Below are 14,287 nucleotides of genomic sequence, written 5' to 3' on the forward strand. Positions count from 1 at the left end.
ATCGCCGCATTCAGCGCCGTCGGCGCCTTCTTACCTCCCCCCGTCGGTCCCGCTTGTGACATCAATCAACGCTCCAATCCAACAAGGCGTATCATACGGGGTTTCGTAAGCACTGTATATCACGCCAGCCCAACTTATGGGCGAGTTAGCATATTAAGGGCGGCTGATGTGAGGCATGGCGTGAGGACAGCGGAGCATTCTCCGCTACCTTCACGCCATGGGACATGCGGCCTGTTGACCCGGGTAAGCGGGTGCGCCCCGCGCATCCTACATCTCAGACAAAGTCTGAATGATCGACAACGCCGGTATAACCGGTGACCTTGATGATCACGTCATCGGAACCGAAGCTCGTGCCGGCCTGTTGCGCGGCGACGAGATAGACATCCTGACCATAGCCGAACAGGCCGGCGGTGTGGTGGCTGCCGTCCAGCTCGCCGCCCGCCTTGAACAAAGTATTGACCGCCTGCTCGAGGGACGCGCCGGCAATCGGCTTGACGCGCGAGGTATTGGCGACGAGGTCGATGGTGAAGCTGAGGTCGACGGTATCCTCCCGGCCGGCGATATTCTGGGTGCCGAGGTGAAGCCCCTTCAGAACGACCTTGGCATCGCCGTCCTTGAAGCCTCCACTGTCCACGGTGAAGTTCAGACCGGTATCAGTCTTCGTGCCGGCGGACGGATCGACAGGATGGACAGGCTCGACCGGCTTGACGGGGACGACGGGTGTGACCGGCTTCACCGGTTCGACTGGCTTCACCGGCACGATCGGTTCCACATAGGCCGTCGCGCTGATATCGATCGCCGTTCCGTTCCATTCGTCCATATGCGCGGAGACGCTGCCGCCCGTAAGGCCTTTGTCGCTGTGAATGACGAGCGTGTCGCCCTCGGCCGAGATCTTGCCGCCCGTCAGGGCCTCGATCGGCGCCTTATTCATGTCGACGAATTTGGCCAGAGACTTTGCCGTATCGATCCCGAACACGCCGTACGACGTATAGCTATGCGTGCCGATCGTCAGCTGGAACTGCTGGTGCTCCATCCAGGGCCCGACTTCAATGCGATATTCGCTCGCTGTTTTTTTCGGCGCCGGAGCCTCGTAGGCGTTGCTGGCCGTCGAGCCCCCGCTGTCCTGTGTCACCTTGAGGGCGACATCGGGCGTGAAAGCCGATGGGAGATCGCCGCGTTCCATGGATGCGGAAATCAGGCCGCCCTTGAGGCTGCTGGAACCCTTGATCACCAGATCCCCATGTTCGATGGCGAGCTGGCCGCCGGTGACGGCGTTGATCGCCGCGCCGTTCGTTGCCACGAACTGCTCGAGGGATTCGGCCGGGTTGGCGCCGGCGCCGCCGGTGAAGGCGTGCTCGCCGATATTCACATGCAGCGTGTCACGGGCGTTCCAGCTGTCGAGGTCGATGGTCGCGTGAACGGTGCCATTGACCGCGGGCGTGGGGACGACGACCGCCTCGCCATTCCGCGTGACGGTGACGAGATTGTCCTGCGGCTGATCATCGAAATGCGCCGGCAGGTGCAGGCTCTTGCCGCGGTCGATCGCTGCGGAGACCTGGCCGCCATGGAGGTCCGTCCCGGTCTTGGCCTGGATGACGAGCTCGAAATTGCCGGAGCCGCTCTGCGCCGGGCGCACGAAAACCGTGCCGCCGGTGAGGCTCTCGATCGCCGCCTTGTTGAAGGCGACGAAATGATCGAGCGAGGCTTTGCCGTTGCATTGCGGCCCGCCTGGTGCGTCGAGGCGGAACCCCTCGATGACGCTCGATGCCGAGAAGACATGGCCGCCGATAGTGACCTTGAGCTGCTCATAGAGCTGCCATTGTTTTACTTCGATGGCGTATTCATTGGTAACGGCGGATTTTGCGCCAGAAATTACAGTTGCCCCGCCGCTAACGGGCGCCGAACTCGCTGATAAATCACTCATGAAAACCTCAAGGATAAAATATAGAAATTGCAGACAGCAATAAATTTCTTTTAGTCGAATGTGTTAGCGGCGTCATAGCATTTTCGCGCAAAAATACTGGCAATACGAGAATGTTAGATGTCTATGATATACTAATGCACGGCAGTAATATGCGGATGCGTAGCGGCTGCCGTTGCCGTCCGGCCGTCATTGTCCCCGATGGCACCGCATGCAGCCGGAGCGGTCAGATGATGCGCAGACGTGCCAGCGTCGGCATCAGCGTGTTGTGGAAGGCCGACAGGCGCGCCTCGATCTCGGCGCGATTGGAGGCCTCGTCCTGAAGGGGCTCCCCGTCCTTCAGGAGCCGCTGGCCTTGCGCCGCAAAGGCCGACCAGATGAAGTCGACGACAGCCTCGGCCTTCTCGCGGCGGGCCAGAAGCGCGAGCTGGCTGATGCGGTCGACGGCGATCGCGCCGCCTGTGACGGGCGAAGCGAGAAACGACAGTTGGCCGTTGTGTCGGGCGGCATTGAGGACCGCATCGTTGAAATGGGCCGTGCCGACAGCACGCGCCTCTTCGCCCTCCTGGGGAAGCGCCGGGTTCACCGCTCCCTGGCCAATGAGGACGAGCAAGGCCTGATTGAGACGTGGCCAGCCGATGGTGGCGAGCGCGCGCGCGCTCATGAGCTCCCTAACCGTCTTAGGCCGCTCGGCGAGGGCCTCAATCAGCGGATCATAGATGGCCTCCTGCAAGCCAACCGTGCCGAGCGGTGTGGTGATGGAGCGCGACACCGACTGCGGGGCGGTGGCCAGCACGAAGCGCTGGGCGGCCCAGGCCTCGAAGAGCTGCGCCGGATCGAGGGCGAGGCGCCCGCGCACGAACAGATCGCGCCGGAACGGGCGATTCAGAATCATGTCGGCGACGAGGTCACGGAAGGCCGCATCCTTGATCTCCGCGAGCAGCGTTCGCTGCTCCGCGGTGAAGTTGATGGCGTCGACCTGGTCGGAAAGCTGGACCTGGCCCACATAGCTCAGCTTGGCGCCCTCGAAGTCGCGGCGCACATCCGTACAGTAGAAGGGCGCCCATTCGGCATTGAGATATTCGTGCGCGATATAGGCCTTCTGCTGCTTGGCCAGCCCCTCGAGCCGGCCGCCGACCGTGGGGGCCTGCGAAAAATAACGCGCCTCGACCGCCTGCAACCGCTTCGCCAGATCAAGGCTCGCGTCGATGCGTTCGAACAATGGGCCGCCCTTGAGGGCTGCCGTTTCGGTGAACAGGCGGCGCAGCGGCGCAGCCGCGGCCCAGCCGGGCAGGGCGTTGTATGAGACATAGAGCAGGCCGCCGGTCTTCAGGCGCCTGCGGGCAATGTCACGAATGAGCGCGCGGTTCTCGGACGAGACCCAGCTATAGATACCGTGCAGCGCGATGATGTCGAAATCGCCGAGGCCGGGATCAGCCGCGAGATCGGCGAAACTCGCCTCGCGCAGGTCGATACGCTCGTTACGCGCAAGGCGGGCGAGATCCCGTGCGCCCACGATATGCGCGGGATTGAAGTCGATCGCGGTGACCGCGACATCGGGATTGGCCGCGGCTATGATATTGGCCGACAACCCCTGGCCGCAGCCGAGCTCGAGGTAGCGCAGTCGCCCGGTCGGCGGTTTCACGCCGGCGTTGAGCGCCGCAAGCTGGAGACTGAGCGGCACGAGCTCCCGATAGAAGCCGTGCGTGTAGCCAACTTCCGTGACGTACCCGTCGCTCCATTCCGTCATGCGCCGCTCCCCTAGGGACCTTGATTTGGAGGGGATTGTGATCAGCGACGCTGGCAATGCAAGCGATCCGACCAGGAGAAAGCCTGTTCATCCAGGCCAAGTCCGCCTGTCGCGAACGTCCTTCGCTCACAAATAAACGCAAAAACTCATAGGCTTGGGTGGCCTCGCGCGCCCCTCTGCAGGACGGGCTTGTTCGCGCGCAAAAATGCTGGACTGCGAGGAGGGGGGGGTAAAGTCACCCCGGTACCGTGAACGAATCGTCACTTATGGAGAGAGGCGCCGGGACAGAGCCGGCCGCCTCGTCCTGTCCTCCAGGAGAAGGGCCGTGCCTCAACTCAGGTGCGAAAGGTCGAGGACATCACTCTCGAACTGGAAGGGTGCGTTGTTGCCGCCGGCCTTGGCGGCCAGATCCGGATATTTGCCGCCGATGGGACCCTGGCGGAAATTCGCCCATGACAGGAGATGTGCATAAAGCAGGGTAAGGGCGCCCGATCGGCGCAAAGCGTTGAAATCGGCGTCGGTCAGCTCATTGAACTTCTTCTCGTCAACGACGCGCAGTCCCTTGATCTGATGGCGCTGACCATCGGACTTGCGGATGACGATACTGCGCTCGGCGAGGACGCCGCTCGCGGCGAGGGCGACGACCGCGGCGCGGGTCTTGGGAATTTTCTTCTGGAGGTTCTCCAGGAATTGCATGCGCCGCTGCATATGGGGCGTCAGTTCACCCTCCGGCGTGAAGACTGGATGGCCGCTCGGATTCTTGAGATGCGGCGCATCCGGGTCGAAAAAGACGAGCATGCGCTTTTGTTCGCCTTCCGGCTGCTCGACGCTTCCAAACAGGAAGGGATAGCGGCGGATGGAAGACGGAATATAGGTCGCCAGCCAGCGGCCGTCGTCGGCCACATAGGCGTTCTTGCCGGGCTCGAGCCCGAGCAGGGCGGACGGCAGGTCACTCTGGTTGTCGGGAAAGATGATGGGATATTCGCGCGCAATGTCGCCCAACTCGTCGAGGACGAGCGGTGCCAGCGTTTCAGCTTTGGCGTAGCTGTAGTCATTGCTTTCAAAGACCCGCAGATCGCGGTGCTGCGCGAATGTCAGGGGAATCTGCGTCTTGAACATGGCTCTCTCCCAAAGCAGAACGGGGGGCGTGATCGCCCCCCGTCCCCGTCTCACGCTGTATAAGCCGGTAAGGCTCAGGCGTAAATGATGTTGAACTGCGACACGTCGTTCGCATCGGCACCGAGACCGACGAGGGTGATCTCGCCAGCGAAAGCACCGGTGATCGAGGTGATCTCCAGATTGCCGCCGTTGTCGACGAACGACAGTTCGCCCGCGCTGGTGACACCGAAGGCAGACAGGTCGATACGGTCGGAGTCGACCGTGTTGCCGCCTTCGAAGTCGTTGATGGTGATGAGGTCGATGCCAGCGCCGTCGAACGTGAAGATTTCGCGGGTTGCACCAGCGGCCTCTGCGTCGAAGGTGATGGTGTCGGTCGCACCGAGGACGTAAGTGACCGCGGTCGCGCCGTAGAGAGCGTCCGAGGCATCGACGGTAAGGGTCGTCAGACCCGTGAGGTTCGTGCCCACCTGCGACACATCGAGCGTCGTGAAGCTGGCGAGATTGTCGGACAGGTCCACGGTGGCGCTATTGCCAGCGGAAACCGTCAGAGTCTCCAGGCTCCAGTTGCCGATGGTGTCACCGGAGACATCGACCACGGCGCTATTACCCGCCGAGATCGTCGCGGAAACGGCTTCGGTGTTGAACAGGTCAACATTGGCATTGTTGCCAGCCGACACGTCGAGAACGAAGTCGCCGTAGACGTCCTCAAGATTGGCATCTGCATCAGCGCCTGCGACGAGCGTCACCGTCTCGAGCGCATCGAAGCCAGAGCCCGGCTCCATGGACACCGGCGTAACGCCAGGCGTCACGATGGACACGACCGGGTCCACGAGGCTGCCCGAGGTCGCACCCGTACCGGGTGCGAACACCGTGAGGCCTGTCTGCGGCCCGAAGTCAGCCCATTCGACCGTCACGACGTTGCCGGAAGACGAAGCATTCAGTTCCGCAAGAGCATCAAGGTCGGCGGCGATATCCGAAGCTGCTTCGACGTCATGCAGAACGTTACCGTTCTGGTTGAATGGCCAGCCGAGCGTCGACGAGTAGTCCGTCAGTACCACGCCCGCATCCAAGCTGCCGCTCGCGAAGGTGACTTCGCCCGCAGCCGTCGACGGATTGAACAGCGGGAAGTTTCCGCCAGCACCGGTCACGCTCATCGTGAACTGCTCGACCTGGTGCACGCCGAGGACCTCGACCACGCCCGCGCGCCCGGTCAGGTTGAGCTCGGCATTGCCGCTTGCGCGGACATCGATGGTCTTCAGCGAGTCGATGTCGTCGGTAGCGCCGGAAGCGTCGATTTCGACCGAGGCATCCGAGTTAACGCCAGCCGTCGCATCGACATTGATGGTCTCGAGCGCAGCGACATTACGAGTGCTGTCCAACGGATCGACTGCGGCGTCGATGTCGAGCCAGATGTCGCTGTTGTCTTCCGTCGTCGCCAGGTTCAGGCTCTTGAGCTCAGAACCCGTGACCTGATCGAGATCGATCCGATCGCCCGCAACCACCGTGAGATCGGCCACCGAGCCGGCGTGGAGCTCAAGGTCGTTGATTTCGAACTCGACGTCCACGGTCAGGGCGTCCGCCGTGCCGGCGAGCATCAGCTCGTTGCCGTTACCGTCGATGTCGACGAAGTCGAGCGTCGTGACCTGCTCGCCGATGCCGCTGAGATCGAGGGTCGCGTCGCCGCCCAGGCTGACGTTGTCGACGAACTCGAGAACGCCGTCGAAGCCTTCCAGCGTCGTGCCGGTGAAGTCGAGGGCATCGATGTCGCCGTCGTCATAGACCTTGGCAAGGGCGAACTGGTTGTCGCCGGCACCGAGGTCAATGAGGATGTCAGCGCCGTCGAAGTTGGCGCCGTTCACGACAACGCGGTCGTTACCAGAGCCGGTCTCGATGCTCTCGATGGTGGTCGAGCCACGCACGTCGATGTCGAGGTCGCCCGTCATCTCGCTCGCGTCGAGCGTCTTCAGGCTGTCCCACTGCTGCTGGAACCAGTTGCCGCGCACGTTGAGATCGCCGTCACCGTCGATGGTGAGGTGCTCGACAGTGCCGTGCAGGCCGTAGTTGACCTGCAGGTAGTTGTCGCCGGTGACCGTCAGCGCGAGGTCGGTGATGACATCAGCGCCATTGGCGTGAACGTTCAGCTCGGTGCGGTTGTCCGCATCCTTGCCGACGCTGTTGATCTCAACAACCTGCGAGGCGTGGTCGCTGCCGAGGGCATCAGCGGCATAGGACGCATAGAACGTCGTGTTCTCGGAGACGTTGTCCATGGCGAGAACGACGGAGTTCTGGATCTCGTAGACGTCCAGGTCGCGCGTCGAATTGACGTTGCGGATTTCCTCAACGCCCTCGACACGGGTCATGTCGAGTTCGGCATCATTGTCGCGCGAGGTGAGCTGGAACTCTTCGATATTCTTGATCGACGGATCGTCAGAACCACCGATGCCAGTGAAGCCGTTGAGCTCGGCCTTGAGGATGTCGTGGCCGTCGCCGCCATCCAGCACGTCAACGCCCTGGAGCGTCTGCGTGGCGAACAGGCCGTCGAGACCCGTCGCGAGCGGCGCGGAGAAGATCTCGCTGCTGCCGGTGCCGACGATGTGGTCGGCATTGACGGTCAGGTCGTAGGTCGTCGTCAGAACGTCGAACAGCGAACCGGTGTAGATGCCTTCGCCGTCAGCCGCGGCGAGCAGGAAGCCCTCTACATAAGCTTCCGTCGACGTGACGAATTCCGGCGACTGGGAGAAGCCGACGATGACTTCGGCGATCGAGCCGCCGTTGTTCAGGACTTCCGTCCAGAAGGCGATGCCGGCCTGGTCGCCCGGACGGCCGAGCACGTTCGAGTAGATGCGGCCGACGATCTGGGAGTTGGTCAGGCCGCCGTACTGCGATTCGAACTCGCCGGAATCGCCGAAGGCGCTGGACAGCTCGAGCAGGGACATGCCTTGGCCGCCGTCAAACGCGGCAACCCAGAAGTCGAGGCCGTCGGAATCCGGCACGCGGCCGAACACAGCCTGATACAGGCGAACCACCGGATCGACGGTCACGACTGCCGCAGAGAGGAGAGCGTTGTCCAGCTCCACAACCGTGTCGAAGTCGGTGTAGTTCGCAAGCTGCGCTTCCGAAGGGGTGGACCGGAGGATCCCCTCGTAGCGCGGAATGACGATATCAGCAGGAAGTGTCATGGTAACCTCTTGAGAACAGGGCGCTAACCCAACCGCGACCGGAATCGCCAGCGCAGCCTGCAACAGGCTATACAGTGATTACCATACTGCTGTAAATGTCTTTTATATGCAGAGCTTAAGCGCGTTCCTGGCCTCGAAGTCGGGCGGGGAAGCCGGAAAATCGCGATAAATCAGCGTGATACCCCGAGGTATCGATCTCCCTTCGGCGGAGCGAGGCGGTCTGGGATTGATGAACAAGAGGTTATGCGCCTGGTCTGTGTCTTATGGGCAACGCCTGCCGGCGTGTTGCTCTTGGTCTGCCTTGGGTCCATTGGGTCAGTTATGTTGTCTTTTCTGGCGAGTGTGCGCGTTCTCAACGTCTGCTCGGTTGATTCAGGCCGATGTTGCGTCGATGAAGCGCGCGCGGCTGGGTCAATCTTCTTGATCTTGATGTGGCAAACACTTATTCTCGACAACCGTGATCACTTGCTGGGCTGATGTTTGAGAATCCTGATGTATGGAAATCCACAAAGGCGTAGCGCCAATGATGTGCAGGAGCTCCGACGTGCAGCCGGCCGTTGGCTGAAGCAGCGGCGCGAGGCGTGCAACCTCTCCCAGCGTGATCTCTCTACGCTCGTCGGCACCGATTACTATACCTTCATTTCCCAGCTTGAGACCGGCCGCGGGCGTATCCCGCCGGATCGGTACCGCGCCTGGGCCGAGGCTCTGCAGATGGACCCGAAGGAGTTCGTCCGGCAGATCCTGAGGTTCTACGATCCCGCGACCTACGAGATCCTCTTCGAAGACGCCTGATCGGCTTCAGGGCGTCGGCGCCCTGGTGCAGTCCAATCCGTTGGCCGGGGCCCGTTGGGGCCCACACGCGGCGCGCACTTACCTCGGGACCCGTATGGCATCCAACGTCGCTCAACTTTTCTCATTCCGTCCGCGATCGAACGACTGGAGCAACCAGGAGCTCGCGGAGTTCTATCGGGTGGAGGCATCGCTTGTGCAGGCGGGGCTCCTGATCGATACGGACCGCGGGATCACGGACGAGAACGAGCCTTGGTTCGTCTTCTGCAATTCCGACAGCGGTGAGGTGATTATTCACTTCGCCCGTATCGACGGTGCTTATGTGGCCGCCAGCGGCGCCTTTGACGGCGTGCTGCGGGGAAGGGACTTTCGCTCGGTCGTCGAGGCGCTTTTATCGCGGCATCCGCTGGTCATGCCGAAGGCGCGCGACAACATTCGGCTCCATCCGAGCTCGTTGCTGGTCGCGCTTGTCGCGACGGCATTCTTCAAGCTGTCGGAAGTGGATGCGCAGGCGGGCGAGGCGGATGGCAAGGGTGGCGAAAGCGCCGCTTCGCGGGAAGTCTGGATCAAGTCCGACGGTGATGTGAAGCAGTCGGTCATCCAGCTCGACCGTCGCCATGTGGCCGTGGTCCTGGCCGCCATGACCTTTGCCGTGACCCATGACTTCAATGGCGATTGGACGCAGTGGCTGAGCCGCGCGTCGGACTGGTTGGACCAGGACAGCGACGGCACACAGGTCGCGGTGGCGCCCAAGCTGGCAAGCGACCTGATCGAGTTTGCGAATCTGGTGGACGTGACGTCTGATGCATCCGCGGCCGACAAGGGGCATGTCAGCCTGCTGCCGCTGGACGACGGGCATCTGGACCAGTTGGCGGCACTGTTCGGAGACAAGCTCTCCTTGATCAGCCTTCTGACGAGCCTCATGAACGGGGGGCAATCCGCAGACAAGGCCGGCGCGTCGGACGTGGATTTGCCGGGCGCCGTGGCGGTGGTTGAGGATCTCAGCACCTATCGCCAGGAGTCGGCCCATAGCGGCTCCTCCAACTCAGCAGAGGCTTCCCCGGAGCTCATAGCCGAGCGTGAGCGCACGGCGACACCGGAGCACAAGTCGGACAGCGCCGAAGTGGTGACGGTGGTTCTCGCGCAGGCTCCATCCGAGCACGCTTCCTTGCCCGTCGTCGAAGCGGTTCGATACGTTGAGAGCAGCGTGCTGGCGTCCGTTGACACAAAAGAAATTATGAAGGTCGATGACGGGTTGCTCGCCTCCTTGATGAGCAATGACACCACCGTGACTCTGGTTTCCGATACGCTTCATCCGGAAGCCATCGCGACGGTTCAGCCCGATCAGCCCGGCAAGGAGCAGACGAGCGCCTTGGCTGCGAAGATCGAGGCGCTATTCGGCGACAATCGCCCGCTGCATGCGTTTCATGATAGCGATGACGGCTACAAGGGCGTCATGGCGACCTTCAAGGAGAAGAACGCCGATTTTGAGCTGGCCCTGTCGGGAAAAGATATCGTCCTGTACGATCTGACGCCGGACGTCCACATGGGCGATGCTCTGAGCTTCGTGACCTGGACGTTTGATGACGGTTCGACGCTGAGCCTGATTGGTGTTTTACCGCAGGAACTCGCCATCGCCGCCTGAGCCGGCGCGCCGGATGCATCCAATCACCAAGAACGCGAGGCCCGGGCCATGGCTGGCGCGGGCTTTTTTGCGGAGGCCTGTTCATCGCTCCGGCGCTTGTCCGACCCGCTGAAGCGGCGCGGAAAAGACCTCAGATATCGATGCTGTCATCAAGCCGGCGATCCGGCATCCTCTGTGTCGGCGGGGCTGTTTTCTCCACCACGATCGAGACGGCATAGCGCTCGACCGTGTTGCCTAAAACCACTTCGTATTCGATCTGATCCTGGCCGCTGAAGCCGTCGCGGGACTGATAAAAAATGGCCTGCGCCGGAGCCGGAATTGCGGCGCAGGGCCCACTGGAGCGTTTCGAAGATCCGCGACGGACCACAAGGGTACCATGCCCGGGCAACTTCTTGACACGGATTTCGGCGAGCGGGCCGCGGCTGCAATCGGGCTTGAGGCTTAGATAGACGGCGACGCGGTTAGGCTTGCCGGTTTGTACGCGCAGGGTCCGATAGAGCACCGTCTCCGCAAACGCGGCTGATAGGGGCGCCGAACAGGCAAGCGTGCCGGCCAAGGCCAAAAGGCTGAACGCCCGCCATCTTCCTGGAAGCGGACAGGATGAAGCCGATCGGCTGTTCAACTGATTCAAGCGGCGAGCACCCTTAGGCATGTCGTCTCACTCTTCGTCGCTTCTCGTGTGGTGGATTTGAAATTCGTCACAGCACGGATCGAGGGCGATGAACGAATTTCAAATCCGAAAACCACACGAGAATCATGAGCTTTCTAGTGTCCAGATCGAATCCGAAATTCGAAAGACGCGTCCCGGACATGATACGAATTTCGCATTCGGGACACTCGCTGACCGATCGATGTGAAGCTGCAGGCATGCCGAGTTTAAAAGATCTTTTGCTCGCGTGAAACAGAGGAACCGCTTTCTGTCGTAAGCGCGGAGAAGGAATAGGCCCCGCCTCGGGAAAATAAAGTTGAAAAACAGTGAGATGGTCCGTGGACTTGATTCATTTTGCGAAGCGGTTTCTGGTCTCCTGGGCCGCGTATCAAGGCTGAGTGCGCCAGTGAGCGTCGCAAAGACCTGATGACAGAGGGTCGCAACGAATCGCTGCAAAGCCTTTGATGGTCCCGGACTATGCGGTTGTCTGCGAACAGACCTGGGATGGTCGCGGCGCGTTCATCGGGCGGGAAGGCGTTGACCTCGCCGGAATACGCCGAGCCCATAGATATCAGCGTGGGTCGATGGGGTGCGTCGGCAAGCCAAGCGCCTGCTCGATCCAGGCGCCGAAGGCGATGAGTGCCGCCTCCCGGCGTGGGTGCGCCAGGATCTGAATGCCGATGGGGAGCCCATCGGGAGAAAAGCCGATGGGCAAGGCGATCGCGGGGCAGGCCGTCATCGACAGGATCGCGGTGATGGCGATCCAGTCGAGGTAGGTCTCCATCTTCACGCCGTCGACCGATGCCGGCGAGAGCGTCTCGATGGGGAAGGGCATGGCCTGGGTCGCCGGACAGATCAGGAATTCATGGCGGTCCAGCAGGTCGATCGTGCGGCGGTAGAAATCGGCGCGATAGTGTTCGGCTGCGGCGAGCGCTGGGCCGGCCTGAGTTGCCCCGCGTTCGATATCCTGCAGAACGCCCGCCGGGAAGAGCGCGCGATGCGCCGGAAGGAAGGGCTCCCAGGCTGCCAGGAAGCTCGCCCCGCGCAGCGCCAGGAACGCATCGAGCGCGCCCGTGATGTCCGGCGCCGCCACTTCGGTCGCAACGCCGCCGCGCGCGAGGGTCGCGACGAAGGCATCGAAAGCGGTGCGTATGGGCCCCTCGATGGGAAGTTGGCCGAGGTCGACGCTGACCGCCACCCGGCGTGGCCTGGTTGGCGCGCGCGCGGCGTCGAGGAAGGGCGGCTCCGATGAGGGGGCGGTGAGCATGTCGCCCGGATCATAGCCAGCCATGGCATCGAAGAGGAGCGCGAGGTCCGCGATGTCGCGCGCCATCGGGCCTTCCACCGCGAGGGTATCGAACGGCGCAGCCAGGCGCTTGCGGGGCACGCGTCCGGGCGTCGGCCTGAGGCCGGTGACGTTGCAGAATGCGGCAGGAATACGCAGGCTGCCGCCGAGATCGTTGCCATGCGCCAGCCAGGCTTCGCCCGTCGCGAGGGCCACGGCCGCGCCACCCGAGGAACCGCCGCAGGTCAGCCGGAGGTCGTAGGGATTGCGTGTTGCGCCGAAGACGGCGTTGGTGGTCTGGGCGCCGCCGAGCTCCGACAGGTTGGACTTGGCGATCGGGATCGCGCCGCGGCTTTCCAAAAGGGCGATGGTGCGGTCCGACGTCTCGGCGATCCGGTCGCGAAAGAGCGGGGTGCCGCTTGTGGTGCGCACCCCGCCGACGTCGTTGTTGTCCTTCACGACGATCGGCAGCCCGGCAAGCAGCGGAAGCGGCTCGCCCCGCTTGCGGCGCAGGTCGACGGCTGCCGCCTGCTCGCGGCCGCGCTCGAGGCACAAGGTGGGCAGCGCATTCACGCTGGGCTCGATAGCGGCGATGCGTCTGGCCGCCGCCTCGACGAGTTCGAGCGCGGTTGTCTCGCCCGACCGCAGCAGGGCAACGACGTGGTTCGCGCTGGCGCCGATCAGTTCATCCGACATGGTTCTCATCCGGTATGGCGTTGGTCGATTGGACTGGCTCGGCAGGATCCGGATTGCCAGCGCGCTTATCGCCAGCACCCGGGACGCCGCGAAGGGGGCGGGCCTCCTGGCGGCGATGGGGTCTGGCGGTTGATTCGCGCACGACGAGGCTGGGGGCGAGAACGCGGGTCTCGCCGGGGCCGGTCCGCACGCCCTGGATCCGCTCGATCAGGAGGTTGAGGACCTGCTTGCCCATGGCGGCGACCGGCTGAGCCACGGTCGTCAGGCGCGGCGTGAAGGCGCCCGCCCAAGGGAAGTCGTCGATGCCGACGACGGATACGTCGGTCGGGCAGGCAAGGCCGAGATCGGCGAGGGCGCGCATCACGCCGATGGTCATGACATTATTGGTCGCAAAGATCGCGGTGGGAGCATCATCCCGCCGCAGCATCGCCAGCGCAGCCGTGTAGGCCTCGTTCTCGCGATAGCCTGCATCGCAGACCAGGGATGGGTCCAAAGCGATGCCGGCGGCAAGCAGCGTCTCCCGGTAGCCCTGCAGACGATCGGCCGCGGTGCGCAGCACCTCCGGCCCGTTGATGAGGCCGATGCGACGATGGCCGGCCTCGATGAGATGCGAGGTCGCGAGGGCGCCGGCGCGGTGATTGTCGAGAACCACGGCATCATAGCCGAGTTCGACCATGCCGCGATCGACAAGGGCCACCGGCACAGCGAGATCCGCAAGAATGGCAGCCCGGTTGATGGTGATCGCCCCCGTCGGGGCCAGGATGAGGCCGTCGATCCGCTGGGCGCGCAGCATCTGCATATGCCGCTCTTCCCGTGTGAAGGCCTCGCCGGAGTTGCACAGGACCATCGAGAACCCGGCCTTGGCGGCGGCATTCTCGACCGCTTCGAACAACTCGCTGAAGAAGGGATTCGTGATGTCAGCGACGACCATGCCGATGAGGCCGCTGGTGCGCATGCGCAGGCTGCGGGCCGCGGCATGGGGCGAATAGCCGAGCTTCTCGACCGCCGCATGAACCCGCGCACTGAGTTCTGCGCTTACGCGGCCTGGACGGTTCAAGGCGTTGGACACGGTGGTGACGGACACCCCGGCCAGGCGCGCGACATCGCGAATGGTCGCCATTTCGATCCAAAAAACGTTTTACAACGACCGTCTTCATCTCACGACTGATGCGAGAATAAAACAGAAAAATTGGCCTAAAATTTCGCTTGCCCGGAGGTGCGACGCTGTGAGAACGTTATGCGAAACGTTACAAA

At 62.7% G+C, this 14,287-nt stretch carries 9 protein-coding genes; 2 read left to right on the forward strand and 7 right to left on the reverse strand.

Annotated features, from left to right (window positions below; translation table 11 throughout):
- Window positions 1-274: 274 nt before the first annotated feature.
- From C7450_RS34240 to C7450_RS32140, 4 genes are all read right to left on the reverse strand, one after another.
- Window positions 275-1,924 (reverse strand): hypothetical protein, encoded by a 1,650-nt coding sequence (locus C7450_RS34240; RefSeq protein ID WP_110378495.1) that lies wholly within the window; start codon window positions 1,922-1,924, stop codon window positions 275-277.
- A gap of 223 nt (window positions 1,925-2,147) precedes the next feature.
- Window positions 2,148-3,671, reverse strand: a complete 1,524-nt coding sequence (locus C7450_RS32130; RefSeq protein WP_110378496.1) for a methyltransferase regulatory domain-containing protein — start codon at window positions 3,669-3,671, stop codon at window positions 2,148-2,150.
- A gap of 330 nt (window positions 3,672-4,001) precedes the next feature.
- A complete protein-coding gene (locus C7450_RS32135; RefSeq protein WP_110378497.1) occupies window positions 4,002-4,790 on the reverse strand; it encodes a SapC family protein in 789 nt (262 codons plus the stop codon).
- A gap of 74 nt (window positions 4,791-4,864) precedes the next feature.
- Entirely contained in the window at window positions 4,865-7,969 is a 3,105-nt protein-coding gene (locus tag C7450_RS32140; RefSeq protein ID WP_110378498.1) for a DUF4214 domain-containing protein, read from the reverse strand.
- Between the two features lie 492 nt (window positions 7,970-8,461).
- Between C7450_RS32140 and C7450_RS32145 the strand changes: the two genes are divergently transcribed.
- Both C7450_RS32145 and C7450_RS32150 read left to right on the forward strand, forming a co-directional pair.
- Complete coding sequence (locus C7450_RS32145; protein ID WP_110378499.1) at window positions 8,462-8,761, forward strand: helix-turn-helix domain-containing protein; 300 nt, start codon at window positions 8,462-8,464, stop codon at window positions 8,759-8,761.
- A gap of 193 nt (window positions 8,762-8,954) precedes the next feature.
- Complete coding sequence (locus C7450_RS32150; protein ID WP_146227616.1) at window positions 8,955-10,403, forward strand: hypothetical protein; 1,449 nt, start codon at window positions 8,955-8,957, stop codon at window positions 10,401-10,403.
- Window positions 10,404-10,533: 130 nt separating this feature from the next.
- On the opposite strand, the gene C7450_RS32155 is transcribed toward C7450_RS32150, so the two are convergent.
- The 3 genes from C7450_RS32155 to C7450_RS32165 form a co-directional block, all read right to left on the reverse strand.
- The gene (locus C7450_RS32155) at window positions 10,534-11,034 is read right to left on the reverse strand and encodes a hypothetical protein (RefSeq protein WP_146227617.1); all 501 of its coding nucleotides are present in this window, start codon (window positions 11,032-11,034) and stop codon (window positions 10,534-10,536) included.
- Window positions 11,035-11,623: 589 nt separating this feature from the next.
- Window positions 11,624-13,033: an amidase gene (locus C7450_RS32160; RefSeq protein WP_170147553.1), complete on the reverse strand. Its 1,410-nt coding sequence runs from the start codon at window positions 13,031-13,033 to the stop codon at window positions 11,624-11,626.
- The gene (locus C7450_RS32165; RefSeq protein WP_110378503.1) at window positions 13,023-14,153 is read right to left on the reverse strand and encodes a LacI family DNA-binding transcriptional regulator; all 1,131 of its coding nucleotides are present in this window, start codon (window positions 14,151-14,153) and stop codon (window positions 13,023-13,025) included. Before C7450_RS32165 ends, C7450_RS32160 begins: the two co-directional genes overlap by 11 nt.
- Between the last annotated feature and the right edge of the window lie 134 nt (window positions 14,154-14,287).

This window comes from Chelatococcus asaccharovorans, assembly GCF_003201475.1.
Classification (GTDB): domain Bacteria; phylum Pseudomonadota; class Alphaproteobacteria; order Rhizobiales; family Beijerinckiaceae; genus Chelatococcus; species Chelatococcus asaccharovorans.